This is a genomic window from Streptomyces sp. NPDC001093, from assembly GCF_040298985.1.
GTDB lineage: Bacteria > Actinomycetota > Actinomycetes > Streptomycetales > Streptomycetaceae > Streptomyces.
Genome location: NZ_JBEPBF010000141.1, coordinates 1 through 25,943, shown reverse-complemented (window position 1 = coordinate 25,943; position 25,943 = coordinate 1). Strand labels below are relative to the sequence as shown.

Below are 25,943 nucleotides of genomic sequence, written 5' to 3'. Positions count from 1 at the left end.
GAGCCCTGCGCGCCGAGCGCTCCGAGATCGCCGGCGCCCCCGACGACGTACCGGTCGAGGACGCGGACGCCCCCAAGGCGTCCCTGCCCGCCCTGCGCGAGGCCTACCGGGCCGCCTCCCAGGTGTACGAGAAGGTCGGCGTCGGCGCCGACCTGCGTGCCGAGCAGGCCCGCGCGGAGAGCGACGAGAGCGCCGCCCGCGCCGAACTCGACCGGCTCAGCAACAAGGTCCGCACCCGAGCCGAGCAGCTGCTGCAGTCGCCCGACGGCTCCGACGGGCCCTCCCGGCAGGCCGCCGCCGCCCGTGCCGAGGAGCTCGTGCAACTCCTGGAGACACGCATGTCCAGCGCGAGCGAGCAGCTCGGCCGGCTGCGCGGCGAGGCCGAACGGCACGCCCCCGAGGACGGCGAGGCGCACACCGAGCTGCCCGAGGAGCTCGTCCCGCGCGACGCCGAGCACGCCCAGGCCCTGCTGCGCACCGCGACGGGCGAGCTCGCCGCCCGCGCCGAGGCGCTGGCCGAGGCTCGCGAGGCACACGCGGAGCTGCTGGAGACCCACCGGGCCGCCGAGGACGCGGCCGGCGGCTTCGACGAGATCGCCGCGATGCTCCGTGACCTGCTGCGCGAGCATGTCCCCGAGGAGGAGCAGGAGGAGCCGGAGCCGTACCCCGGCAGCCTGGAGGAGGCCCGGCACTCCGCCGCCGAGGCCCGCCGCTCGCTGCGCGGCTGTGCCGCCGATCTGTCCGCCGCCGAAGCGGCCGTGCGCGAGGCGAGCGATGTCCTCGTCCGGCACGCCAACTCCACGCGCTACGAGCAGGTCCGCACCCCCGCCCGGCAGCAGATCCGCGAACTGCCCGCATCCGCGCTGCCGGAGCACGCGCAGAAGTGGGCGGACGCGTTCGCGCCCCGACTGCGCGTCCTGACCGACGAGCTGGCCCAGCTCGAGCGCAACCGCGACTCGATCGTGGACCGCCTCAGGGGCCTGGTGGAGTCGGCTCTCGCCACGCTGAGGTCGGCCCAGCGGCTGTCCCGGCTGCCCGAGGGGCTCGGCGAGTGGTCCGGCCAGGAGTTCCTGCGCATCCGTTTCGAGGAGCCCGACCAGGCCACCCTCACCGAACGGCTCGGCGAAGTCATCGACGACGCCACACGAGCGGCCGTGAAGAAGAACTCCGATCTGCGCCGGGACGGCATGTCGCTGCTGCTGCGCGGAGTCGCAGCAGCGCTGCAGCCGAAGGGCGTGGCCGTCGAGATCCTCAAGCCCGACGCCGTGCTGCGCGCCGAGCGCGTCCCCGTGGGCCAGATGGGCGATGTCTTCTCCGGCGGCCAGCTGCTCACCGCCGCGATCGCCCTGTACTGCACGATGGCCGCCCTCCGCTCGAACGACCGGGGCCGGGACAAGCACCGGCACGCCGGCACGCTGTTCCTGGACAACCCGATCGGCCGTGCCAACGCCACGTACCTGCTGGAGCTGCAGCGGGCCGTGTCCGACGCGCTCGGCGTGCAGCTGCTCTACACCACCGGTCTGTTCGACACGACCGCTCTGGCCGAGTTCCCGCTGGTCATCCGCCTGCGCAACGACGCCGACCTCAGGGCGGGCCTGAAGTACATCAGCGTCGAGGAGCACCTTCGGCCCGGGCTGCCCCAGCAGCCCCAGGCCGGAGAGGCGGTGCACAGCGAGATCACGGCGACGCGGATGTTCAGGAAGCCGGTGCCGAACACGCCGTAGCGGCGAGCCGTGGGAACTCAGGGGTGGGACAGCTGCCCGGTACCACCCCGGCGGCGTATGCGGTCCTGCTCGCGCAGGGCCGCGCGCTCCTCGCGCCGGCGGGCGCGCCGCTCACGCCGGAGTGCCCGGGCCGTGCTGCTCGGCTCGGAGACCACGCCGTACCGCTGGTTCCACACCTGGCGGGTCACCCACACGTCGACCACGGCCCAGGTGGCCACCACCGTGCTCGCCACGCTGCTGATCACCATCGGGAAGGCCAGCCAGGACCCGGCCAGCGTGCACAGGAACGCCACCATCGCCTGGATCAGCGTCACCGCGATGATCAGGAGGGCCCGCACCGCCGCCGTACGCACCGGATCCGGCAGCGGGTGCCGTCGGGCGGGCTCCTCGACCCACAACGGCCTGTAGTACTGCTGCCGTTCGCCGGCGGACTCCCGGGCGCGGCCACGCGCCCGAATGTCGCGATCCGGTGCCTCCGTGTCCCGCCGCGCCGCCGAGCGCACCGCCACGCTCTCCTCGGGCGCATCGCGCCACTCCGCCGTGCCCATCATCGCGTACCTCCCCAACGCCGACAGACCGCTCGCCCCGGTGTCACAAGACCCCGACTCCCCAGTGGCTGCCCGGCTTGCGCTGTTTTACGCCGCCGGGGTGCGGGATGCGGCACCTGTGGCCCATTCCGCCCCCATTTCCCGTGGAGAAGGACGAACGAGACCGGCCGATGATTCCCGGCCGGGGAAAAATTCCAGCCAACCGCCCGGTCGCGGCGGCACCGTCCGGCCGGGCGCGGCCGCCGGATCGCGGTGGCAATCTCCCGCAATGCCCGGACAACTCGGCATCTCTCGCCGCCGGAGCGGAAGTTCGCCCTCCGGACATGTCTTCGAGTTAACTGTGAGGCGGTAGTAGGCTCGCGCCGTTTGTTGACGGACATGTGTACCCCCGGCCGGCCGGGGGTCGAGCTGGGGGAGGCCATGCGCTTTCGCGGGAAGTCGATCCGCCGGAAGATCGTGGCGCTGCTTCTCGTGCCGCTGGTGTCCCTGACCGCCATCTGGGGCTTCGCAACGGTACTCACCGGGCGCGAGGTCGCCCGGCTGTTCCAGGTGTCGGACGTCAGGCAGGACATCGGCTATCCCGCCGAGGACACCGTCCGCGAACTGCAGCAGGAGCGCCGCCAGACCCTCGTCTACCTCGCCGACCCGAGAGCCGCCGACAGCCTCTCCGCGCTGCAGCGCACCCGCGCCGCCACCGACCGGGCGATCGCCACGATCCGCAAGAACGCCGGCGACCACGACGTCGCCGACAACATCGACGCGGACGACAGCGCACGCCTCACCACCGTCCTCGACGCCTTCGACGGCCTCGGCTCCCTGCGCCGTGACGTCGAGCAGCGCACGGTCACCCGCGCTCAGGCCTTCGACCTCTACAACCGCCTGGTCGGCCCGTGCTTCACGCTGTTCGCCACCCTCGAAGGCATCGACGACGTCGAGCTGGACGCGCAGGAGCGCGCGCTGGTCAATGTCAGCCGCGCCCGTGAACTGCTCTCCCGCGAGGACGCCCTGCTCGGCTCCTCCCTCGTCGTCGGCCGGCTCACCCGCGCCGAGACCCATGACATCTCCGACCTCGCCGCCCAGCGCAGGGTCCTGTACGACGTCAGCCTGCCCCTGCTGCCGGCCGCCGACCGCGAACGCTACGAACGCTTCTGGAAGGACGCCACCACCGCCCCGCTGCGCACGGCCGAACAGACCGTCGTCGACACGGACTCCGGCACGCCCCGCGGCGTCACGGCGCAGAGCTGGGACTCCGCGGCCGCCGGCGTCCTGAACGAACTCGGCACCCTCGACGACCAGGTCGGCGACCGCCTCCAGAGCCGTACCCACCCGGTGGCCATGGGCGTCATCCTGCAGGCGGCCGTCGCGGGCCTGCTCGGCCTGGTCGCGCTCGTGTTCTCCGTCTTCCTGTCGGTCCGGATCGGCCGCGGCCTCATCCGCGACCTGCGCCAGCTGCGGCTGGAGGCGCACGAGGCGTCCGGTGTCCGGCTGCCCAGCGTGATGCGCCGCCTGTCCGCGGGGGAGCACATCGACGTCGAGACCGAGGTGCCGCGCCTCGACTACGACAAGAACGAGATGGGCGAGGTCGGCCAGGCCCTCAACACCCTCCAGCGGGCCGCCGTCGAGGCCGCCGTCAAACAGGCCGAACTGCGCTCCGGCGTCTCCGAGGTCTTCGTCAACCTCGCCCGCCGCAGCCAGGTGCTGCTGCACAAACAGCTCACGCTGCTCGACACCATGGAACGGCGGACCGAGGACACCGACGAACTCGCCGACCTCTTCCGGCTGGACCACCTCACCACCCGTATGCGCCGGCACGCCGAGGGCCTGGTGATCCTCTCCGGCGCCGCACCGTCGCGGCAGTGGCGCCGCCCGGTGCAGCTGATGGACGTCGTACGCGCCGCCGTCGCCGAGGTCGAGGACTACGAACGCATCGAGGTACGGCGGCTGCCCCGAGTCGCCGTCACCGGCCCGGCGGTCGCCGACCTCACCCACCTCGCGGCCGAACTCCTGGAGAATGCCACGGTCTTCTCGCCCCCGCACACCGCCGTCCAGGTGCTCGGCGAGCGGGTGGCCAACGGCTTCACACTGGAGATCCACGACCGGGGTCTGGGCATGACGGCCGAGGCGCTGCTGGACGCCAACCTGCGCCTCGCCGAGACACCCGAGTTCGAACTGTCCGACACCGACCGGCTCGGCCTGTTCGTGGTCAGCCGCCTCGCCCAGCGCCAGAACGTCCGGGTCTCGCTCCAGCCGTCGCCCTACGGCGGCACCACCGCCGTCGTCTTCATCCCCGACGCGCTGCTCAGCGACGACGTACCGGACACCAACGGCCTCGGCTTCCGCCTCGACCGGAACCGCCCGGCGAAGGAGGTCGGGCAGGCGGGCCGGGGCATCGGCCGGTCCCCGGCGCCCGCGCAGCTGCCCGGCCTGCCGACCTCGCTGCTGGACGGCCCGGTCGAGCTGGAGGCGCCGGTGGATCTCGACGCCATCGACGACTTCCCCGGCGTATTGGGGGGCGAGGACAGCGAGCGCGGCGGACTGTTCCGGCCCCGCCGCTCCCGCACCCGCACCGAAGACCAGGGGCCGCCCCCGTCCGCCGACCGCGCGTCACGCGACGAGGCGGACGACCGCGGGCCCATACCTCTGCCGCGCCGGCAGACCCCCAAACTGGTCAGCTCGCACGGCAGGCCCGTCACCGACCAGCGCCCCCGCCGCGACGAACCGGACCAGCAGCCCCCCGCCGCCTCCGGCCGTCCCGACGCGGGCGGACTGGCCCCGCTCCCCTCCCGGCGCCGCACTGCCGGCTCCCGCCGATCTGCCGAACCCACCGACCGAGCCGAGCAACGCGACGCGGCCGCTGCCGAGCGCACCGACCGAGCCCAGGAACGTGGCGGGGCGCCCGCAGAACTCACCGACCCCTTCCAGCAACGCGACCCGGCCCCCGCCGGCGGCACCGGCACGACGCCGGACGTCCCCGCCCTGCCCCGGCGCACCCGGCCGCCCGCGCCCCTCGCCGGCGACGGCCCGGACACCACAGGCGGGTCCGGCACCGGCCCGGTCGAGCGCCCCGGCGTGGAGCCCCGCCCCGGAGACACGGGAGACACCGGAGGCACCGGCGGACCCACGGCCACACAGCCGCCCGGCGCGTCGGGTGACGGGCCGGCCACCGGGCCTCTGCCCCGGCGCATACGTCAGGCCAGCCTGGCCCCCCAGCTCAAGCAGGACACCGTACGGCGCGCCGAGCGCGCGGCGGGGACCGCCGACCGCGACGCCGATGAGGTCCGCAGCCGGATGGCCTCGCTGCAGCGAGGCTGGCAGCGCGGCCGGGAGGAGAACGCCGGCGGCGACGCAGACCACGACGGCACAGCACAAGGAACGACTAAGGGGGACGGTCGATGACCGCACCGAAGGCGACCGGCCACACGGCGACCGACAAGGGGCAGCTGAACTGGCTGCTGGACGACCTGGTGGACCGCGTCGCCAGTATCCGCAAGGCCGTCGTCCTGTCCGGCGACGGGCTCCCGACGGGGGCGTCCAAGGACCTGACCCGGGAGGACAGCGAGCATCTGGCCGCCGTCGCATCCGGCTTCCACAGCCTCGCCAAGGGCGTGGGCCGCCACTTCGACGCGGGCGGCGTCCGGCAGACGGTGGTCGAGCTGGACGACGCCTTCCTGTTCATCACCGCCGCCGGGGACGGCAGCTGCCTCGCCGTTCTGTCCGACGCCGACTCCGACGTCGGACAGGTCGCCTATGAGATGACGCTCCTGGTCAAGCGGGTCGGCGCACATCTGGGCGCCGCCCCGCGCACCGATCTGCCCACAGGCGGGTAGTGGGATGGCATGAGCACAGACGGTCAGGTGAGAAACCACTGGTTCGACGACGAGGCCGGACCGGTCGTCCGTCCGTACGCCATGACACGCGGCCGTACCACGAGTCCGGCCCAGCACCGGCTCGATCTGATCGCGGTGGTCGTCACGGAATCCGGCGCGGGCGACCCCGAAACGGATCCGGCGCTGTCGCCCGAGCACGTGGAGATCGTCGGGCTCTGCCGCGGCGAACCGCAGTCGGTCGCCGAACTCGCCGCCGGACTCGACCTGCCGATCGGCGTGGTGCGGGTGCTCATCGGCGACCTGGTGCACGCGGACCTCGTCCATGTCACCCGCCCGGTGCCACCGGCCGAGCTGCCGGACGAGAGCATTCTGCGCGACGTGATCAACGGCCTCCGCGCGCTGTGACCCCCATCCGAAAGCCTCCCGAGCAGGAGAAGAGACCGATGATCCTCGGGCGTTCTGAGCGCGGCAAGCCCCCGGTCGAGCCCGTCACGCTCAAGATCCTGGTGGCCGGCGGCTTCGGCGTGGGCAAGACGACCCTCGTCGGCGCGGTCAGCGAGATCAGGCCGCTGCGCACCGAGGAACTGCTCACCGAGGTCGGCCGCCCCGTCGACGACACCAGCGGTGTGGAGGGCAAGCACACCACCACCGTGGCCATGGACTTCGGCCGTATCACCCTGCGCGAGGACCTGGTGCTGTACCTCTTCGGCACGCCCGGGCAGGAACGGTTCTGGTTCATGTGGGACGAGCTGTCCGAGGGCGCGCTCGGCGCCGTCGTCCTCGCCGACACACGGCGCCTCGAGGACTGCTTCGCCGCCGTCGACTACTTCGAGCGGCGTGGCATCCCCTTCCTCGTCGGCGTCAACTGCTTCGAGGAAGCGGCCCGTTACCCGGCCGAGTCCGTTCGGCAGGCCCTCGACCTGGACGACGGCGTACCCGTCCTGCTCTGCGACGCGCGGGAGCGGGAATCGGTCAAGGAGGTGCTCATCGGAGTCGTCCGGCATGCGATGGAGTACGCCACGGACCGCCGCCGGGCCGCCCTCGGCTGACCCACGCCGTCAGGCGCCCTCGCTGCTTCACGGGCACGGCCCGTACCCCCGCCGACCGGGGTACGGGCCGTGGTCCGGTGAAGAGCCCTCACGCGCGCGTGCCACGGAAGGAGCCCTCACGCGCGTGTGCCACGGAAGGAGCCCTCACGCGCGCGTGCCGTGCACCGTTACGCGCCGTCCTCCTCCGCGTCCTCCAGCCAGCCGAAGCTCTTCTCCACGGCCTTGCGCCAGTTGCGGTACTCGCGGTTGCGCACCGACGGCTCCATCGCCGGTGTCCACTCCGCGTCCCGCTGCCAGTGCGACTTCAGCTCGTCCAGGTCGTTCCACACGCCCGTCGCCAGGCCGGCCGCGTAGGCGGCGCCCAGGCAGGTGGTCTCCGACACGCGTGGCCGGATGACCGGGACGCCGAGGACGTCCGCCTGGTGCTGCATGAGCAGGTTGTTCTTCGTCATGCCGCCGTCGACCTTCAGGGTGGTGATCCGCACGCCGGAGTCCTGGTACATGGCGTCCACGACCTCCCGGGTCTGCCAGCTCGTCGCCTCCAGCACCGCGCGCGCGAGATGGGCCTTGGTGACGTACCGGGTGAGGCCGGTGACGACACCGCGCGCGTCGGAACGCCAGTAGGGCGCGAACAGGCCGGAGAACGCGGGCACGATGTAGGCGCCGCCGTTGTCCTCGACGCTCGCCGCCAGTGTCTCGATCTCGTCGGCGGTGCGGATGATCCCGAGCTGGTCGCGGAACCACTGGACCAGCGCGCCCGTTATCGCTATGGACCCCTCGAGGCAGTACACCGGCGCCTCTCCGCCGATCTTGTAGCCCATCGTCGTCAGCAGCCCGCTCTTGGACGGCACCGGCCGGTTGCCGGTGTTCAGCAGCAGGAAGCTGCCGGTGCCGTAGGTGTTCTTCGCGGTGCCCACGTCGTAGCAGGCCTGCCCGAAGACGGCGGCCTGCTGGTCGCCCAGCGCCGAGGCGACGGGCACCCCGGCGAGCTGCCCGACCGCCGTGCCGTACACCTCGGCGGAGGACCTGATCTCGGGCAGCACCGCCTCGGGCACGTTCATGGCGGACAGGATGGCGGGATCCCACTGGAGCGTCTCCAGGTTCATCAGCATGGTGCGGCCGGCGTTCGTCACGTCGGTGACGTGCCGGCCGCCCTCGGTGCCACCGGTGAGGTTCCAGATCAGCCAGGAGTCGATCGTCCCGAAGGCGATCTCGCCGCGTTCGGCCCGCTCCCTCAGACCGGGCACGTGGTCCAGCAGCCAGGCCGCCTTGGGCCCGGAGAAGTAGCTGGCCAGCGGCAGTCCGGTCTGTTCACGGAAGCGGTCCTGGCCGTCCCTGCCGCCCAGTTCGTTGCACAGGGCGGCGGTACGGGTGTCCTGCCAGACGATCGCGTTGTGCACCGGCTTGCCGGTGGCGCGGTCCCACAGGACGGTCGTCTCCCGCTGGTTGGTGATGCCGAGCGCGCTCAGCTGGTCGGCGCGCAGCCCCGCCTTGGCGAGCGCCCCGGCCACCACGGCCTGCACCTTGGACCAGATCTCGGTCGCGTCGTGCTCCACCCAGCCCGGCTTCGGGAAGATCTGGCGGTGCTCGCGCTGGTCGACGGCGACGATGGCGCCGCCGTGGTCGAAGACGATGCAGCGGCTGGACGTGGTGCCCTGGTCGATGGCGGCGACGTAGGTGTCGGCGGTGTCCGTCATGGCAGTCCCTGGGTCGCTGGGTCGGGTCGCTGGTCAGAGGGGCGCGTGTGCGGCGGGAGGGCGGCGTACGGGCCGGGAGCAGGTAGGCGTACGGGCCGGGAGCAGGTAGGCGTACGGGCCGGGAGCAGGCATACGGGGGCGCAGAGGCCTACGGGGTGTACGGGGTCGAAGGTGACGGTGTACGGGGTCGGAGGTGACGTACGGGGAATCAGAAGGCCGCGTGGTAGATGGCGCCGGCGAGTGCCCCGCCGATCAGGGGCCCGGCAACCGGGATCCAGGCGTAACCCCAGTCGGACGTGCCCTTGTTGGGGATCGGCAGGAAGGTGTGCACGATCCGCGGCCCGAGGTCGCGGGCCGGGTTGATGGCATAGCCGGTGGGCCCGCCGAGGGAGAGCCCGATGCCGACCACGAGCAGGGACACGATCAGTACGGTCGTACCGGACTCGCCGAGTCCCTTGGTCAGTCCGAAGGCGAGGATCGGCAGCACGAGCGCGACGGTCGCGATGATCTCGGTGATGAGGTTGGCGACCGGGTTCCGGATCTCCGGGATGGTCGAGAAGATGCCGAGCGTCGGCACCGGTTCGTCGGCCGTGCCCTCCGTCGTGCCCTCCTTGCGGACGTTGGCCTGGAACTGGGCGAGGTAGACCAGATAGGCCAGTACGGCCCCGAGCATCGCGCCGACGAGCTGGCCCAGCAGATACACCCAGACCTTGCCCCACTTGCCGGTGTCGATGGCGATGCCGAGGGTGACCGCGGGGTTCAGCTGGCCACCGGACAGCGGAGCGGCCGTGTACGCGCCCGCGAGGACGCCGAAGCCCCAGCCGAAGGCGATGACGACCCAGCCCGAGGCCCGTGCCTTGGAGTATCTGAGCGTGACGGCGGCACAGACACCGGCACCGAAGAGAATCAGGATCGCGGTGCCGATCACTTCGCCGACGAAGATGTGTCCGTTGCTCATGGCGGCTCCCTTGGCGCCGGTGGGGGCGTTCAGCCCCGGCCCTCCGTGCAGGAACGTTCCATTGGCGTGTTCAGCCGTAGGCAGGGAGCCCCGCGCCCCGCCCGGCGTCCGTGACGAGCGTGCCGTCGCAGCCGTATCGCCGGGGAGGGACGAGTTGTGGAGCAGGACAGACCCGTGGCGCAGTGCCTGATAACGCCGAGAATGTACGGCGATGTCGGCTGACACCGGGAAGTGTTCACCGGCGTTCCGGGGGCGTCAAGGTTGCTGACGGCGACGGTGACGGCGACTCTTCCCGCGGCCCGGTGGCCACGGCGCCGGCGACCCTCCCGACGCCCAGGTCACCGCGCCGGACCCCAACGGAATGGTCCGGGAAGGATGTTCACCGTCCCGGCTCGACGGTCGCGTATCCGGCCTGCGCCGGTGCCGCACCGGTGCCGCGCCGGACCTCGTGGCCGGGCAGCCCGGCCCGTCCGAGCACCCAGCTCGCGCCCCGCAGCGCCTTGGCCGCCTGCTTCAGCGGAGCGAGCTCGGCGGCGGCCTGCCGGTGGTCGCCCACGCTTCCCGGCGTGCACACCACCGTCGCGAGCGAGAGCGTGACCGGCCGGTCTCCCGCCGACCAGGGTGCGTCGAGCACCGCCGCGACCAGTGGGTCGAGCGCCTCCTCCTCGGCCAGCACCAGGAAGTCGTCCCCGCCGATGTGCCCCACGCGCGCGTTACCCGACACCGCATGCTGCAGTGCTCGCCCCACCGACCGGATCAGCTCGTCACCCATGGCGAATCCGGCACCGTCGTTGACCTGCTTGAAGTGGTCGATGTCCAGCCAGCTGAGCGCGAACGTCCGGCCGTCGGCGATCCACCGGTCCACCTCGCCGGTGATCGCGTCCGAACCGGGCAGCCGGGTCAGCGGATTGAGCCCGGCGGCCTCCTCGACCCGGCTCTCGGCCAGGGCCCGCACCAGGTCCGCGAGCCGTACGACCCCCACGCAGCGGCCGTACCGGTCGACCACCGCGACATCGTCGGAGGTCCGGTCCCGGCCGCCGACCGCGACGACGTCCAGCACCTCCCAGGCGGTGGCGTCGACGCCGACCGTGCGGGGTGCGTCCCCCAGCTTGAACGCCGGCCGGTCGGCGTACAGGGCGTGCCCGTAGCGGCCGGACATCGACAGCAGGAACCGCGAGCGGTGCACCGAGCGCACGGGCCTGCCGGCCTGGTCCACCAGCAGCACACCGGACACGTCCGGCGACCCGGTCAGCAGCGCCCGCACCTGCCCCGCCGAGACGGTCACCGGCAGTACGGCGGCCGGACGCACGAACTCTCGCACCGACGGCCCGGACCGGGGCACACCCACGGTGCCGGGGGAGCGGGGCGGAACGTATACGTCCACGGCGGGGATCCGGGCCGGCGGCGCGAACAACTCGCCCTGGCCCAGCTGCGCCCCGGCCGACAGCGCCGCCGCGTACTGCAGCTCGGTCTCCACGCCCTCCACCGCGACCAGCGCGCCCAGCTCCTCGCACAGGGTCCGCATCGCCCGCACCGCGGCCGGCCGGGACAGCAGCGAGGCATCGAGTTTCACCAGGTCGGGGGAGAGGTCGGTGAGCAGCCGGAGGGGTATGTCGCCGTCCCCGATGCCGTCCGCGCTGATCCGGAAGCCCTGTTCGCGCAGCGAGGCCACGGCCTCCAGCAGGGCCCGTTGCGGCACGTGCGTGTAGGGCGGGACCACGTCCAGCGTCACCTCCCAGGGCAGGCGCCCGGCCGCGCGCACGGCGTCGTGCAGCAGGGCCAGGCCGCCGAGGTCGGCGAGGGTGGCCGCGAACACGTTCAGATGCAGCGGCAGCAGGGTTTCCTTGTGCGTCGCGGCGCGGAGAGCCAACACCGTGAGCCTGCCGTCGAGTTCGGGGTCTCGGCGGGCTTCGGCCAGGATGTCACCGGTCTCCGGGCGGGCGAGTGTCTCCAGTGCGGTGACCGCGCCCGTCCTCAGGTTGACCACCGGCTGGAAGGCGAAGCGGAGAGTGTCCGTCCAGGAGTGCACGGGAGCATGATTTCGCTGCCCGCGTGCGCCCAGGCGCAGTTCATGAGACGTTCACGCAGGATTCCGGGGTGGTCACACAGCGTGGAAAACCTCTGTGGCCTCTGGTGTCACACTCCGCTCTCCTCCGGCGTCGTCACCGCACCGCGACCACTGACGATCCATGCCCGAAGAGCCCCTGGTTGGCGGAGATCCCCACGCGCGCCCCGGCGATCTGCCGCTCGCCGGCCGTGCCTCTCAACTGCCAGGTCAGCTCGCAGACCTGGGCGATCGCCTGGGCCGGCACCGCCTCCCCGAACGAGGCGAGGCCGCCACTGGCGTTGACGGGTATGCGGCCGCCCGGGCCCGTCGCGCCCTCCCGCAGCAGCTTCGCCCCCTCGCCCTCGCCGCACAGTCCCAGGTCCTCGTACCACTGCAGCTCCAGCGCGGTGGACAGGTCGTACACCTCCGCCAGGGACAGGTCGCCGGGGCCGATACCGGCCTCCTCGTAGGCGGCCCGGGCTATGGAGGCCCGGAAGGTCTCCTCGGGGGCGCCCACCGCCACGGTGGAGTCCGTGGCGATGTCCGGCAGGTCCAGCACCGTGTTCGGGAAGCGCGGGGTCACCGTCGACACCGCCCGGATCCGCACCGGCCGGGTCGTCCCGTGCCGGTGCGCGAACTCCATGCTGGAGAGCACCAGGGCCGCCCCGCCGTCGGAGGTGGCGCAGATGTCGAGCAGCCGCAGCGGATCGGCCACGACCGTGGACGCGGCGACCTCCTCGGCGGTGACCCGCTTGCGGTAGCGGGCGTACGGGTTGAGCGCGCCCATGGCGGCGTTCTTCACCTTGACCAGGGCGAAGTCCTCCGGTGTGTCGCCGTGCACCGCCATCCGCCGCCGCGCGTACAGACCGAAGTACACCGGATTGGTCGCTCCCAGGACGCGGAAGCGCAGCCAGTCCGGATCGTCCGGCCGGTCGCCGCCCGCGGGCCGGAAGAACCCCTTGGGTGCCGCGTCCGCCCCCACCACGAGGACCACGTCCGCGAGCCCGGCGAGTATCTGTGCCCGCGCCGTGGCGATCGCCTGGGCTCCGGAGGCGCACGCCGCGTACACGCTGGCGACCCTGGCTCCCTGCCAGCCCAGCGCCTTGGCGAAGGTCGCTCCCGCCACATACCCGGGATACCCGCCCCGCACGGTGTCGGCGCCCACCACCGAGCCGACCTCGCGCCAGTCCAGGCCGGCGTCCGCCAGTGCCGCGCGGGCCGCCGCAGTGCCGTACTCCACGAAGGAGCGGCCCCACTTGCCCCATGGGTGCATGCCCGCCCCGAGCACCGCCACGTCCGTCGTCACGCCCTCACCCCCGTCGGCCGCCAGTGCCAGGTCGTCCAGGTCGTCTCCGCGTCCTCGTGAAGCACTCCGGGGACGACCTCCACCTCCATGCCCACCGTCAGATCGGCGACGGTGACCCCGGGAGCCGCCTGTCCCAGCACCACGATCCGCTCGGCCTCCAACTCCACAGCGATCAACGCGTACGGCTCCCACGGAAGTTCCTGGTTGCTCACATAGGGTGACGGCGGTCGGTACCGGCTGTCCGTGTACGACCAGACGCGCCCCCGTCGCGACAGCGGCACCTCCTCGAGATCTCCTCCGGTACACCCGGGATTTCGGCAGTGGGTGTCCTCGCGGGGAAAGAACACGGAGGCGCAAGCCGCGCAACGAGTGCCGAGAAGTCTGAATTCGTCACCCGTGCCGGCGAACCATCCGTCGACCACAGGCGTGCGCGTGGGGGACATCGGCCCTCCCTGTCGAGTTATCTGACGGAACGTCAGAAGTGTGTCACGGGGATCCGGAATTGGGCAGTGCAGGAGACATGACACGACTCACCAGTGCAGTACGCGGGCTGGTCAGCGCTCTCGCCGCCCTGCTGGCCGTGACCGCCGCCCCCGCGACCGCAGGGGCGACGACGGAACCCAAGGCACCGAAGGACTTCGTGGCCCTGAGAACCGTGGATCCGACGATCCTCCAGGAGATGCGCTACTTCACCCCGCACAACTTCGTCGGCGAGCGCATCGACGGCTACGAGCAGCCGATGTGCATCCTCACCCGCCCCGCCGCCGAAGCCCTCCACAAGGCCCAGCTCACCCTGCTGCGCAAGGGCTACACCCTCAAGGTCTACGACTGCTACCGGCCGCAGCGGGCCGTGAACCACTTCGTCCGCTGGGCCAAGGACCTCGACGACCAGTCGATGAAGGGCGAGTTCTACCCGAACGTCGACAAGACCCGGCTGTTCGCGGACGGCTACATCGCCGAGAAATCCGGCCACAGCCGTGGCTCGACCATGGACCTCACCATCGTGAGGCTCCCCGCGCGGCCGACCCGTCCCTACCACCCCGGGCAGCCGCTGGTGCCATGCTTCGCGCCCAAGGATGAGCGTTTCCCCGACAACTCCGTCGACATGGGCACCGGATTCGACTGCTTCGACACCCTCGCGCACACGCGCGACCCGCGCATCCAGGGCGAACAGCGCGCCAACCGCCTGCTGCTCAAGAACACCCTCGAGAGCCTCGGATTCGTGAACCTCGCCGAGGAGTGGTGGCACTACACCTACAAGCCCGAGCCCTACCCGGACACCTATTTCGACTTCCCCGTGTCCTCGAAGTCGCTCAGCGGCGACCACTGAGCAACCTCCGGAAGATGTCCCTCCTCTGATCGGATACAGTCCGCGCGTGTCCGAAACTCAGCACTCAACTGACAACTTCGCACCGGACTCGCACTGTTCGAGTTGCGGAGTGCCCTATGGAGAGGGCGTTTCCGGCTGGCCGCGCACCTGCCCGTCCTGCGGGACCGTCGCCTACCGCAATCCGCTGCCGGTGGCCATCGCGCTCCAGCCCGTGTACGACACCAAGGGCACGGCCCTGGTCGTCATCACCCGGACCGTCGCCCCCGCGCGCGGGGGCACGGCACTGCCCGGCGGCTACATCGACGACCGGGAGGACTGGAAGCAGGCCGTCGTACGCGAGCTCAAGGAGGAGACCGGCATCGACGCGGCCGCGCGGGACGTGCGGCTCGTGGACGCCATGAGCTCGCCCGACGGTCACCTGCTGCTGTTCGGACTCCTCCCGGAGCGCCCGGTGGAAGGGCTGCCGCCGGCCGACCCCACGGACGAGACCGAGGGCTGGCGGCTGCTGCGCAGGCCCGAGGAACTCGCCTTCCCGCTGCACACCGTGGCCGTACGGGCCTGGTTCGAGGGCCGGTACGTCTGAGCGGCGAGGCTCAGCCGAGCCCCCGCACCCGGACCGGGAAGCGGGGCTCGGCGGAGCCGTCCTCCCGCTCCCGGGTGACCACCACCCGGGGGCCCTGCCGACGGGCGACGTAGCGTTCGATCTCCGGCTCCTCCCACGCGGCGCCCGCGTCCGGCACGACCAGACCGCCGCCCGTGCGGCCACGCGCCGGTGCCCACACCTCCAGCCCCAGGCCGCCGTCGGCGCCGCGCACGGGGATGACCGCGCCGGCACGCGCGAACACCGGTATCCGTGACAGCGGCGCGTCGACAAGAACCTGCCCCGGCCCCTCGTACGCCTGCTCCGTCACGGTGTCGTACCAGCGGCCCCGCGGCAGCTGCACCGCCCGCCGGTCGGCACCGGGGGCCAGCACCGGAGCCACCAGCAGGGCGTCCCCGAGCAGAAACGTGTCCTCGCAGTCGCGCAGCGCCCGGTCCTCCGGCGCTCCCCACCACAGCGGCCGCACATAGGGCGCGCCGGTACGCCGGGCCAGATGGGCCAGCGTCATGAAGTACGGCAGCAGCCGCCGCCGTTCGAGCAGTGCCACGCGCGCGTGCTCCAGCACCTCGGCACCGAACTCCCAGGGCTCCCGGCGCCCCGCCCGCAGACTCGCGTGGGTCCGGAACAGCGGCAGATACGCGCCGAGCTGGAACCATCTGAGATACAGCTCCGGCGACGGACTGCCGTCGAAATCGCCCACGTCCGGGCCCGAGTACGGCACCCCGCACAGACCGAGGCCCAGCACGAGCGACAGCGACGCCCGCAGCCCGGGCCAGCCGGTCGCCACGTCCCCGGACCAGGTGCCCCCGTAGCGCTGCATGCCCGCCCACCCCGACCGGGAGAACAGGAAGGGCCGCTCCCCGGGCGACAGCTCACGCAACCCCTCGTAGCCCGCCCGGGCCATGCAGAGCGCGTACACGTTGTGCGCCTCCCGGTGGTCGCCCCCGCGCCCCTCCAGGGCGTGCCGGGCCGACCGCGGCAGGGTGAGCTCCCCGAAGGCGTTGAACGACGTCGGCTCGTTCATGTCGTGCCAGAAGCCCGCGAAGCCCTGCCCGAGGCGCTCCTCGTAGAGAGCGCCCCACCACGTGCGCACGCGCGCGTGCGTGAAGTCCGGGAAGACCGACTCCCCGGCCCACACCACACCGCGCACCGTCCGCCCGGAGGCGTCCCGCACGAACGCGTCCACGGCCGAACCGCTGTCGTACACCGCGCTGCCCGGCGCCGCCTTCACGGCCGGGTCGACGATCGACACCAGCCGGATCCCGTCCCGGCGCAGCTCCTCGGCGAGCTGCGGCAGCTTCGGGAACCGCTCCTGGTCGACGGTGAACACCTGGTGGTCGTCGTAGTGGTCGATGTCCAGGTGCACGGCGTCCAACGGCAGCCGGCGCTCCTGGTAACCGGCGACGATCCGGCGCACCTCCTGCTCGCTGCCGAATCCCCACCGCGCGTGCTGGTGGCCGAGCGCCCACGCCGGCGGCAGCGCGGGCGCACCGGTCAGCGAGGCCCAGGTGTGCAGCACGCGCGCGGGGGTGCCCACCATCACCCAGCAGCGCAGCGGGCCGCCGTCCATCCGCAGCTCGCAGCGCCCGGCCCGGTCGTGCCCGGACCCGGCGCCCTCCTCGCCCTCGCGCAGCACCACCGTGCCGTCCCACGTGGTGTCGTGGAACACCAGATGCGTGCCCGCGTCGGCCACCACGATCTGCACCGGCATGGTCACGTACAGCGGATCGTCACCGGGGCCGAACGCCCGGCCGGGATCGGTGTTCCACAGCCGGTACGTGCCGTCCCGCAGCCGGGGCCCGGACGCCCGGCCGCCCAGACCGAAGAAGCGCGCGTCGGCCGCCACCTCCGACCGCTGCATCCAGCGCGCGGTGCCCCCGCCGACCGGTTCCCACCAGCGCGGCGGCAGATCCCGGCGCAGGGTCACGCCGCCCGGAGTGCACACCTCCACCGCGCCGTGCCGCGAGACCGTGACCGTCGCCCGCTCGGCGACCACCCGCCAGCCACCGTCCTTGTCCGGCTCCAGCACCGCGCGAGGATCCGGCTCCGGACGGCCACCCGCGAGCGCGTACGACGGCTCCGGACCGGCCCCGTCCCACCCCCAGAACACGGCCCCGTTCACCGCCACCGTGATCCGCAGCTCGGACCGGCTGAACCGGATGACACCGCCCCCCGGCCCCGGCGCCACGCTCGTCACCTGCCCCGGGACCCGCGCCCGCTCGGCCCCCCGCCGCGGCAGACCGACCGCGTCGATCCGCCTCCTGCGCCACGCGGCCCGCACGGTACGCAACCCCCGAGCCGCCCTCCCCGAACCGACCACACTCACCGAACGCACCAGGTCACGACCGTCCATGCTGCTCACCCTGCCACCGAGCGCCCCACGCGCGCGTGTCGTTCAACTGCCGTTCACCCGTGCCGGGACCACATCTTCACGACACGGACTATGTGGGGCACACCCTGGTGCAGAAGTCGATCACATGGCATCGTCCCTGTCAGCCGCGTCACGCGCACACCCCAGCCCGTGCGCGGACCGACGCACACGACGCGCACAGCCCGGGAGCCGCCCCATGACGACCGCGAACCCCCAGCCGCTCTGGCAGCCCGACCCCGAGCGGATCGCCCAGGCACGCATCACCCAGTTCCAGGCATGGGCCGCCGAGCACCACGGCGCCCCGGCCGAAGGCGGCTACCCCGCCCTGCACCGGTGGTCCGTCGACCACCTGGACACCTTCTGGAAAGCCGTCACGGAGTGGTTCGACGTCCGCTTCTCGACGCCCTACGCGCGCGTGCTCGGCGACCGTGCCATGCCCGGCGCCCAGTGGTTCCCCGGCGCCACCCTCAACTACGCCGAGCACGCTCTGCGGGCCGCGGCCGACCGCGCGGACGAACCCGCCCTCCTGTACGTCGACGAGACCCACGAACCGCGCCCGGTGACCTGGTCCGAACTGCGCCGCCAGGTCGGCTCCCTCGCCGCCGAACTGCGCGCTCTCGGGGTCCGTCCCGGCGACCGCGTCAGCGGCTATCTGCCGAACATCCCGCAGGCCGTCGTCGCCCTGCTCGCCACGGCCGCCGTCGGCGCCGTCTGGACCTCCTGCGCGCCCGACTTCGGCGCCCGCAGCGTCCTCGACCGCTTCCAGCAGGTCGAGCCCGTCGTGCTGTTCACCGTCGACGGCTACCGCTACGGCGGCAAGGAGCACGACCGCCGCGAGATCGTCGCCGAACTGCGCCGCGAGCTGCCCACGGTGCGTGCCGTCGTCCACATCCCGCTGCTCGGCACCCAGGCACCCGAGGGAGCCCTGGAGTGGTCGGCGCTGACGGCGGGGGACACCGAGCCCGTCTTCGAGCAGGTCCCGTTCGACCACCCGCTGTGGGTGCTGTACTCCTCCGGCACCACCGGCCTGCCCAAGGCCATCGTGCAGTCCCAGGGCGGCATCCTGGTCGAGCACCTCAAGCAGCTCGGGCTGCACTGCGACCTGGGCCCCGGGGATCGTTTCTTCTGGTACACCTCGACCGGCTGGATGATGTGGAACTTCCTCGTCTCCGGCCTGCTCACGGGCACCACGATCGTCCTCTACGACGGCAGCCCCGGCTACCCGGACACGGGCGCCCAGTGGCGGGTCGCCGAACGCACCGGAGCCACCCTCTACGGCACCTCCGCCGCCTACGTCATGGCCTGCCGCAAGGCCGGCGTCCACCCCGCGCGCGACCACGACCTGTCCGCCGTGAAGTGTGTCGCCACCACCGGCTCGCCGCTGCCGCCCGACGGCTTCCGCTGGCTGCACGACGAGTTCGCAGCGAGCGGGGCCGACCTGTGGATCGCCTCCGTCAGCGGCGGCACCGACGTCTGCTCCTGCTTCGCCGGCGGCGTACCGACGCTCCCGGTCCACACCGGCGAACTCCAGGCGCCCGGTCTCGGCACCGACCTGCAGGCCTGGGACCCGAGCGGCAAGCCGGTCGTCGACGAGGTCGGCGAACTGGTCGTCACCAACCCCATGCCCTCCATGCCGATCCGCTTCTGGAACGACCCCGACGGCAGCCGCTACCACGACAGCTACTTCGACACCTACCCCGGCGTCTGGCGGCACGGCGACTGGATCACCGTCACCTCACGCGGCACCGTGATCATCCACGGCCGTTCCGACTCCACCCTCAACCGGCAGGGCGTACGCATGGGCTCGGCCGACATCTACGAGGTCGTCGAGCGGCTGCCCGAGATCAGGGAATCCCTCGTCATCGGCATCGAACAGCCCGACGGCGGCTACTGGATGCCGCTGTTCGTGCACCTCGCGCCGGGCGCCGTCCTCGACGAGGCACTCCTGAACCGCATCAAGCAGACCATCCGCGAACAGCTCTCGCCGCGCCACGTACCGGACGAGATCATCGAAGTGCCCGGCGTCCCGCACACCCTCACCGGCAAGCGCATCGAGGTCCCCGTCAAGCGCCTGCTGCAGGGCACGCCCCTGGAGAAGGCGGTCAACCCCGGCTCCATCGACAACCTCTCCCTGCTCGGCTTCTACGAGGAACTCGCCCGCAAGCGCGCCTGACCCCCAGGGGTCACCCGCCATAGGTGGCCTCGGACTCGCCCAGCACGGCGGCGAAGTCCGAGGCCAGCCGCTCGGCGTCGGCGGGCTCAAGGCCGGCGGCCGTGATCCGCACCCCCGGCCCGGAAGCCAGGCGGAACCGCGCCCCGGCCGCGACCCACCAGCCGTACGACCGCAGACCGTTCACCACCGCCGACTCGTCGCGCACGGGCACCCACACGTTCATCCCGCTCGCGGCGTGCGAGGCGATGCCCCGTGCGGCCAGCTCGCCGGCCAGCGCGGTGCGCCGCAGCGCGTACGTCCCACGCGCGCGTGCCACCAACGCGCGCGTGCCCTCGTCCGTCATCAGCCCGTGCACGGTCTCCTGCAGCAGGTGACTGACCCATCCCGAGGTGAGCTGCAGCCGACCGTCGTGCCGGGCGAGGGTGACCGCGTCGCAGGCCGCTGCCGCCCAGCGCAGATCCGTCCCCAGGAACTTGCTCACGGTCCGCACATGCGCCCAGCGCGCCGGCCCGGCACCCGTCACCGTGTGCAGCGGGGCATCGGCCACCTCGGAGGCGTGGTCGTTCTCCACCACCAGCACATCGGGCGCGTCACGCAGCACCTCGGCCAGCGCATCCCGACGGGCGGCGGAGAAACACCCGCCGTACGGATTCTGCGCCCGCGGACTGAACACCACGGCCCGTACCCCGGCCCCGAGCGCCCCGCGCAGGGCCTCCGGGCGCACTCCCTCGTCGTCCACGGCGACCGGGACGGTACGCAGCCCCAGCGCCGCGACCAGATCCAGCAGATGGTGATACCCCGGGTCCTCCATCGCCACGCCGTCCCCGGGACGCAACTCGACCGACAGCACCCGGTCGATCAGGTCCAGTGCGCCGTGCGCGAACGTCACGTGCTCCGCGGGGACGCCGTCCGCGCCCAGCCACTCGCGCACCACGTCCTCGAGCCGCGCCAGCCGGGGCGTGGACCGATGGGAGCGGGCCCCCGGGGAAAGGCGCGAGGGCGGCACCAGGGCGGGCAGCAGCGCCGGATCCGGCTGCCCGCCCGCCAGATCGCGCAGCCCCTCGGGCACCTTGGGCGGCCGCCGCGACCCGACCGCGGGAGCCGGCGCGACCACCGTGCCGCCACGCCCGCGCGTGACGACGATGCCCCGCCGCCGCAACTCCTTGTAGGCCGTGGCAACCGTGCCCGGACTCACCCCCAGCTCGTCCGCGAGCCGCCGCACGGGCGGCAGTGGGACCTCCGGTGCCAACGCTCCGTCCACCACGCCCCGTTCGACGGATGCGGCAATTCCCTTGGCCGTCGTACCAGTGATCTCATATTGTGTTGCCACGTTGAAAATTATGTATCAATACATAACTCGTGACAAGCGAACAGCTCCATGGGGGAAACAGTGGACGCCAAGCCCGAGGCCGCCATCCGGCCCTCGCGCATACCAGGAGGCCGCGACGGACGCCGGATGCTCCTCATCACCTTCGTCGACCGCATTGGAAGCGGCCTGTGGGCATCCGTCTCCGTCCTGTACTTCACCTACGTCTCCGGCCTCTCCGTCGCCCAGATCGGCACCCTCGCCGCCGTCTCCGGCGCCGTCGGCATCGCGGGCGCACCCCTCGGCGGACGCATCGCCGACCGCTTCCCCCTCACCCGGATCCTGATCCCACTCCAACTCCTGCGCGCGCTCGCGTCCTTCGGGCTGCTCACCACCGACCACTACCTCCCGCTGCTCGCGATCTCGGCGGTCGGCAGCCTCGGCGACCGCGCCTCCAGCATCCTCACCAAGCTCTACGCCGCCCGCATCGCCGGCCCCGACCGCGTCCGCTACCAGGCCGTCAACCGCACCGCCTCCAACGCAGGCTGGGCCCTGGGCGGCCTCGCCGCCGCGGCCGCCCTCACCCTCGGCACCACCACCGCCTACCGCTGGCTCCTCACCGGCGACGCACTCTCCTTCGTGACGATCGCGCTCCTCACCCTGACCTGCGTGGAACCCCCGTCCAGCAGCCGCGTCGCCGCCTCCGGCACCACACCCCGCACCGCCCGGCCGGCAAACCCCTGGCGCGACCGCACCTACCTCGCGTACGTGGCGACCGATGCGGTCCTCTTCCTCGACGACTCCGTCTTCCAGATCGGCCTGCCTCTGTGGATCGCGCACACCGAAGGAGTGCCCCACGGCCTCGCCCCCCTGCTGCTCGTCCTCAACAACCTGATGGTGGTCGCCCTCCAGGTGCCGCTCGCCCGCCACGGCACCACCACCGCGGCAGCCCGCACCCTGCTCCTCCCGCTGTCCGCCGCCTCCGCCGCCGGCGGCATCACCCTCGCCCTGTCCGCCACCGGCGGCACCACCCAGGCGATCTGCCTGCTCACCGCGTCCGCCGCCCTCTTCACCCTGGCCGAGATGCTGCACGCCGTCGTGTCCTGGGAACTCTCTCTCGCCCTCGCACCGGACACCGCACAGGGCGCCTACCTCGGCGTACACGGACTCGCCCAGTCCGGCCAGCGCAGCCTCGGCCCACTCGCCGTCACCGCCGCCATCGCCATCGGTCCCCTCGGCTGGACCGTCTTCGGCGCCACCATCGCCGCGACCTGCGCACTTCAGCACCGGCTGGTCCGCGACCGCCTCCGGCGAAGCCCGTTGTCAGTGCCGCCGGTTACGGTGAGTGAGCATTGATCGACCGCGCACTATGGGGGAAACATGGCGCACACCGACCACCAGACCATGCGACGCGTCCTGCGCCGTGAGATCGCCGGCACCATCGGCCTGCTCACCGACGAACACGACTTCCGCGCCATGCGGCGCTACCGCAGCTTCACCTTCGACGACCACGCGACCTACCTGAAGCAGGTCGAGGCCGTCCTCAAAGCCCGCGCCGCCCAGGGCACCCACACCACCCTCGCCCTGTTCGACCCCGAGGACTACGCCGCCTACTGCGCGCAAGCCGGCCTCGACCCGGAAACCCCGACCAGCCGGACCCGCTTCACCGCGGAACTGGCGGCCACGGGCCCCACCATCCCCTACGACGGCCGGCCTCTCGCCACACTCGTACCCGCCCTCGTGGACGAAGCCGTACGCCAGGCGACATGGGAGTACGCCACCACCCTGCTGTCCCGCCTCGGCCCCTGCCCCACCTGCGGCGAGGACATCGGCAGGGCGGCCTTCACCCGCGCCTCCGAGCTCCTGGTCCGCATCCTCGACACCGCACCGTCCGGCGACCGGCACCTCGTCTGCAGCGTCTCCGGGGCACCGGACACCCTCGTCGCGGTCCTGCACGGGGACCAGGACGGCGACGGCGGCCTCCGCCTCGACGAGGCCGAGGTCCTGGAACTCACCAGCGTCCTCGCCCTCGGCCTCGCGACCCGAAGCCCCGGCGGACTCGTCCTGCGCACCAGCGCCCCGGACACCGCCGACCGCGTCTACGGCTGGCGACTGCGCTCCGGCGGCCTCGAACCCCTCACCGCCTCCGAAGTGTTCGACGCCTACTGCACCGACGTCGAATCCGGCGACCCCATCCCCCCGGAATCCGGCGTCGACTACAGCGAGCCCCCCGACCTCGGGGACGAGAGCACGACACCCCGACACCGGCACTGACCCACGGCGCGCCGAAGGCACGGACGCGGCCGGCACCCGACGAACGCACCAGGGACGAACACACCAGGGGCGCCCCACCCGAAGGCGGGGCGCCCCTGCACCCGGCACACGCAACGCGCCACCGGTACGGCTACTCGCCGGACAGCACCGCCTGAGCCGCGCCGCGCGCCTCCTCGGCGCTGTCCGCGGCACGCGCGGCCGCCGCGGCCCGCTCGCACTGCGCCAGCGTGTACTTCGCCAGCGTCGCCCGGACATAAGGAATCGACGCCGCACCCATGGACAGGGAGGTGACACCCAGACCGGTCAGCACACAGGCCAGCAGCGGGTCGGACGCGGCCTCACCGCACACACCACAGCTCTTGCCCTCGGCCTTGGCCGCCTCCGCGGACAGCGCCACCAGGTCCAGCAGCGCCGGCTGCCACGGGTCCTGAAGCCGGGACACCGCGCCCACCTGCCGGTCGGCCGCGAACGTGTACTGCGCGAGGTCGTTGGTCCCCAGCGACAGGAACTCCACCTCCTGCAGGATCGAACGCGCCCGCAGCGCGGCCGACGGGATCTCCACCATCGCGCCGAACTTCACCTGCAGCCCCGCGGCACGGCAGGCGTCCGCGAACGCCTTCGCATCCGCGCGGTCCGCCACCATGGGCGCCATGACCTCGAGGTAGACCGGCAGCCCCTCGGCGGCCTTCGCCAGCGCGGTCAGCTGCGTGCCCAGGATCTCGGGATGGTCAAGCAGCGTCCGCAGACCCCGCACGCCCAGCGCCGGGTTCGGCTCGTCGGCCGGAGTGAGGAAGTCCAGCGGCTTGTCCGCCCCGGCGTCGAGCACCCGCACGACCACACGACCCTCGGGGAACGCCTCCAGCACCTGCCGGTAGGCCTCCACCTGCTTCGCCTCGGAAGGAGCGTTCTTGCTGTCGTCCAGGAACAGGAACTCGGTACGGAACAGACCCACACCCTCGGCCCCGGCCTCCACGGCGGCCGGTACATCCGCCGGCCCGCCCACGTTGGCCAGCAGCGGCACCTTGTGACCGTCCGCCGTCGCACCCGGCCCGGTCGAGGCGGCCAGCGCGGCCTTGCGCTCGGCGGCCGCGGCCTCCAGCTGCGCCTTCTTCTCCTCGCTCGGATTCACGAAGATGTCACCGGTGCTGCCGTCCACGGCGATCACCGTGCCCTCGGCCAGCTCGCCGGCCCCCGGCAGCGCCACGACCGCCGGCACACCCAGCGCCCGCGCCAGAATCGCGCTGTGACTGGTCGGCCCGCCCTCCTCGGTCACGAAACCGAGCACCAGCGACGGATCCAGCAGCGCGGTGTCGGCGGGAGCCAGGTCCCGCGCCACGAGCACATAGGGCTGGTCACTGTCCGGGACACCCGGCATCGGAACGCCCAGCAGCCGGGCGACGATACGATTGCGCACGTCATCGAGGTCGGCCACCCGACCGGCGAGGTACTCACCCGCACCGGCCAGCAGCTCCCGGTACGCCGCGAACGCGTCGTACACCGCACGCTCGGCCGTGCTGCCGACGGCGATCCGCCGGTCCACGTCCGCCATCAGCTCGGGGTCCTGGGCCATCATGGCCTGCGCCTCGAGCACGGCCTGGGCCTCGCCCCCGGCCAGATTGCCGCGCGCCATCAGATCGGCGGCCACGGCGTCCACGGCCTGGCGAGCGCGCCCCTGCTCACGCTCGGCCTCCTCCGCGGGGATCTGCTTGGCGGGCGGCTCCAGCACCGCCGTACCCATGTGCCGGACCTCGCCTATGGCCACGCCGTGGCTTACACCGACGCCTCGCAGCGTTGTCTCCATCTCACCCGTCTCCGATAGTGCGGCGGGTCCCGCCGCCGCGGTGGTTGTCCTGATCGCCGTCCGCTGACGGCACTGCCCTCAGTTCCAGGCGAAGAGGCTGTCGCCGGCCTTCACGTCTCCGCTGTCACGGAGGTCGGAGAGGGACTCGGCCGTGGCTTCGAGAGCGACGACGGGGCAGACCGGGGACTTGCCGGCGGCCTCGACCGCGGAGGGGTTCCAGCGCACGATGGCCTGGCCGCGCGTCACGGTGTCGCCCTTGTTGACGAGCAGCTCGAAACCCTCGCCGTTGAGCTGCACGGTGTCGATGCCGAGGTGGGTGAGCACCCCGTGCCCACTCTCGTCCACCACGACGAAGGCGTGCGGGTGCAGGGAGACGATGACTCCGTCCACGGGCGCAACGGCCTCGGAAGGCTCACGGACGGGGTCGATGGCGGTGCCCGGGCCGACCATGGCCCCGGAGAAGACCGGATCCGGAACTTCGGCCAGTCCGATGGCCCGTCCAGCGAGCGGGGACGTCACGGTGGTCATGGGAAGCCTCCCAAGGAGTGGAGCTGCTTACGGGCCGTCACTGACTGTCCCGGACGGCGCTGGCAGCAGCGTATGTCATATGAAGTGGCGGTTCCGTATGGAAGCTACCAGGTAGTGGTCTAGACCACCAACCCCGTGGATTTGCAACGCCTTCACGGCTCCGTGTACAGTCGTACTCCTGCTTGGGACGGAGGCCGCGAAAGCGCCCCGCTCAGCAGAACCCAAACTCGTCAGATCCTATCTCTGGATCCGCTTCGGCATGTCCGCAGAGCGGTGGTCAGAGAGACGGAAAAACCCTGGTAGAGTTTGAAACACCGAAGGGAAGCGCCCGGAGGAAAGCCCGAGAGGGTGAGTACGAAGGAAGCGACCGTTCCTTGAGAACTCAACAGCGTGCCAAAAATCA

The 25,943-nt window shown here is 72.1% G+C and carries 19 protein-coding genes and 1 pseudogene; 10 read left to right on the top strand and 10 right to left on the bottom strand.

The features are described 5' to 3' along the window. A pseudogene (locus ABT288_RS41980) lies at positions 1-1,724 on the top strand (hypothetical protein); the annotation flags it as partial. Between the two features lie 17 nt (positions 1,725-1,741). Here ABT288_RS41980 and ABT288_RS41975 read toward each other — a convergent pair. Next, positions 1,742-2,272, bottom strand: a complete 531-nt coding sequence (locus tag ABT288_RS41975; RefSeq protein WP_351619897.1) for a hypothetical protein — start codon at positions 2,270-2,272, stop codon at positions 1,742-1,744. Between the two features lie 420 nt (positions 2,273-2,692). Here ABT288_RS41975 and ABT288_RS41970 point away from each other — a divergent pair, with 420 nt between their 5' ends. From ABT288_RS41970 to ABT288_RS41955, 4 genes are read left to right on the top strand one after another with little or no spacing between them, the layout of a single operon-like run. Continuing rightward, positions 2,693-5,668: a sensor histidine kinase gene (locus tag ABT288_RS41970; protein ID WP_351619891.1), complete on the top strand. Its 2,976-nt coding sequence runs from the start codon at positions 2,693-2,695 to the stop codon at positions 5,666-5,668. Next, positions 5,665-6,099 carry a roadblock/LC7 domain-containing protein gene (locus tag ABT288_RS41965; RefSeq protein ID WP_351619884.1) on the top strand — a complete coding sequence of 145 codons (435 nt, stop codon included), beginning with the start codon at positions 5,665-5,667 and terminating at the stop codon, positions 6,097-6,099. Before ABT288_RS41970 ends, ABT288_RS41965 begins: the two co-directional genes overlap by 4 nt. 9 nt (positions 6,100-6,108) lie before the next feature. Next, a complete protein-coding gene (locus ABT288_RS41960) occupies positions 6,109-6,504 on the top strand; it encodes a DUF742 domain-containing protein (RefSeq protein ID WP_351619881.1) in 396 nt (131 codons plus the stop codon). A 38-nt stretch (positions 6,505-6,542) separates the two neighbouring features. Beyond that, positions 6,543-7,148 carry a GTP-binding protein gene (locus tag ABT288_RS41955; RefSeq protein ID WP_351619878.1) on the top strand — a complete coding sequence of 202 codons (606 nt, stop codon included), beginning with the start codon at positions 6,543-6,545 and terminating at the stop codon, positions 7,146-7,148. A gap of 167 nt (positions 7,149-7,315) precedes the next feature. Here the strand turns inward: ABT288_RS41955 and glpK are convergent, their stop codons facing one another. From glpK to ABT288_RS41930, 5 genes are all read right to left on the bottom strand, one after another. Next, positions 7,316-8,845 (bottom strand): glycerol kinase GlpK, encoded by a 1,530-nt coding sequence (glpK, locus tag ABT288_RS41950; protein WP_351619875.1) that lies wholly within the window; start codon positions 8,843-8,845, stop codon positions 7,316-7,318. 208 nt (positions 8,846-9,053) lie between these two features. After that, positions 9,054-9,803, bottom strand: coding sequence for an MIP/aquaporin family protein (locus tag ABT288_RS41945; protein WP_351619872.1), 750 nt, complete (start codon positions 9,801-9,803; stop codon positions 9,054-9,056). Between the two features lie 379 nt (positions 9,804-10,182). Beyond that, complete coding sequence (locus tag ABT288_RS41940) at positions 10,183-11,832, bottom strand: EAL domain-containing protein (RefSeq protein WP_351619870.1); 1,650 nt, start codon at positions 11,830-11,832, stop codon at positions 10,183-10,185. Between the two features lie 133 nt (positions 11,833-11,965). Further along, positions 11,966-13,156, bottom strand: a complete 1,191-nt coding sequence (locus ABT288_RS41935; RefSeq protein WP_351619868.1) for a lipid-transfer protein — start codon at positions 13,154-13,156, stop codon at positions 11,966-11,968. Next, entirely contained in the window at positions 13,153-13,578 is a 426-nt protein-coding gene (locus ABT288_RS41930) for a Zn-ribbon domain-containing OB-fold protein (RefSeq protein ID WP_351619894.1), read from the bottom strand. Before ABT288_RS41930 ends, ABT288_RS41935 begins: the two co-directional genes overlap by 4 nt. 98 nt (positions 13,579-13,676) lie before the next feature. On the opposite strand from ABT288_RS41930, the gene ABT288_RS41925 reads away from it, so the two are divergent. Both ABT288_RS41925 and ABT288_RS41920 read left to right on the top strand, forming a co-directional pair. Beyond that, positions 13,677-14,486 carry a M15 family metallopeptidase gene (locus ABT288_RS41925; RefSeq protein WP_351619865.1) on the top strand — a complete coding sequence of 270 codons (810 nt, stop codon included), beginning with the start codon at positions 13,677-13,679 and terminating at the stop codon, positions 14,484-14,486. 46 nt (positions 14,487-14,532) lie between these two features. Then, positions 14,533-15,069, top strand: a complete 537-nt coding sequence (locus ABT288_RS41920) for an NUDIX domain-containing protein (RefSeq protein ID WP_351619863.1) — start codon at positions 14,533-14,535, stop codon at positions 15,067-15,069. A 10-nt stretch (positions 15,070-15,079) separates the two neighbouring features. Here the strand turns inward: ABT288_RS41920 and ABT288_RS41915 are convergent, their stop codons facing one another. Then, positions 15,080-17,440: a glycoside hydrolase family 31 protein gene (locus ABT288_RS41915; protein WP_351619861.1), complete on the bottom strand. Its 2,361-nt coding sequence runs from the start codon at positions 17,438-17,440 to the stop codon at positions 15,080-15,082. 214 nt (positions 17,441-17,654) lie between these two features. Between ABT288_RS41915 and ABT288_RS41910 the strand changes: the two genes are divergently transcribed. Beyond that, positions 17,655-19,631, top strand: a complete 1,977-nt coding sequence (locus ABT288_RS41910; RefSeq protein ID WP_351619859.1) for an acetoacetate--CoA ligase — start codon at positions 17,655-17,657, stop codon at positions 19,629-19,631. A 10-nt stretch (positions 19,632-19,641) separates the two neighbouring features. Here ABT288_RS41910 and ABT288_RS41905 read toward each other — a convergent pair whose 3' ends face one another. After that, positions 19,642-20,961 (bottom strand): aminotransferase class I/II-fold pyridoxal phosphate-dependent enzyme, encoded by a 1,320-nt coding sequence (locus ABT288_RS41905; protein ID WP_351619856.1) that lies wholly within the window; start codon positions 20,959-20,961, stop codon positions 19,642-19,644. Positions 20,962-21,009: 48 nt separating this feature from the next. Between ABT288_RS41905 and ABT288_RS41900 the strand changes: the two genes are divergently transcribed. Next, positions 21,010-22,293 carry an MFS transporter gene (locus ABT288_RS41900; protein WP_351619853.1) on the top strand — a complete coding sequence of 428 codons (1,284 nt, stop codon included), beginning with the start codon at positions 21,010-21,012 and terminating at the stop codon, positions 22,291-22,293. A 24-nt stretch (positions 22,294-22,317) separates the two neighbouring features. Further along, positions 22,318-23,211, top strand: a complete 894-nt coding sequence (locus tag ABT288_RS41895) for a DUF8829 domain-containing protein (protein ID WP_351619850.1) — start codon at positions 22,318-22,320, stop codon at positions 23,209-23,211. A 130-nt stretch (positions 23,212-23,341) separates the two neighbouring features. On the opposite strand, the gene ptsP is transcribed toward ABT288_RS41895, so the two are convergent. Next, a complete protein-coding gene (gene ptsP, locus ABT288_RS41890) occupies positions 23,342-25,012 on the bottom strand; it encodes a phosphoenolpyruvate--protein phosphotransferase (RefSeq protein ID WP_351619848.1) in 1,671 nt (556 codons plus the stop codon). A gap of 78 nt (positions 25,013-25,090) precedes the next feature. After that, positions 25,091-25,540, bottom strand: coding sequence for a PTS sugar transporter subunit IIA (locus tag ABT288_RS41885; RefSeq protein WP_055705222.1), 450 nt, complete (start codon positions 25,538-25,540; stop codon positions 25,091-25,093). Positions 25,541-25,943: the final 403 nt, after the last annotated feature.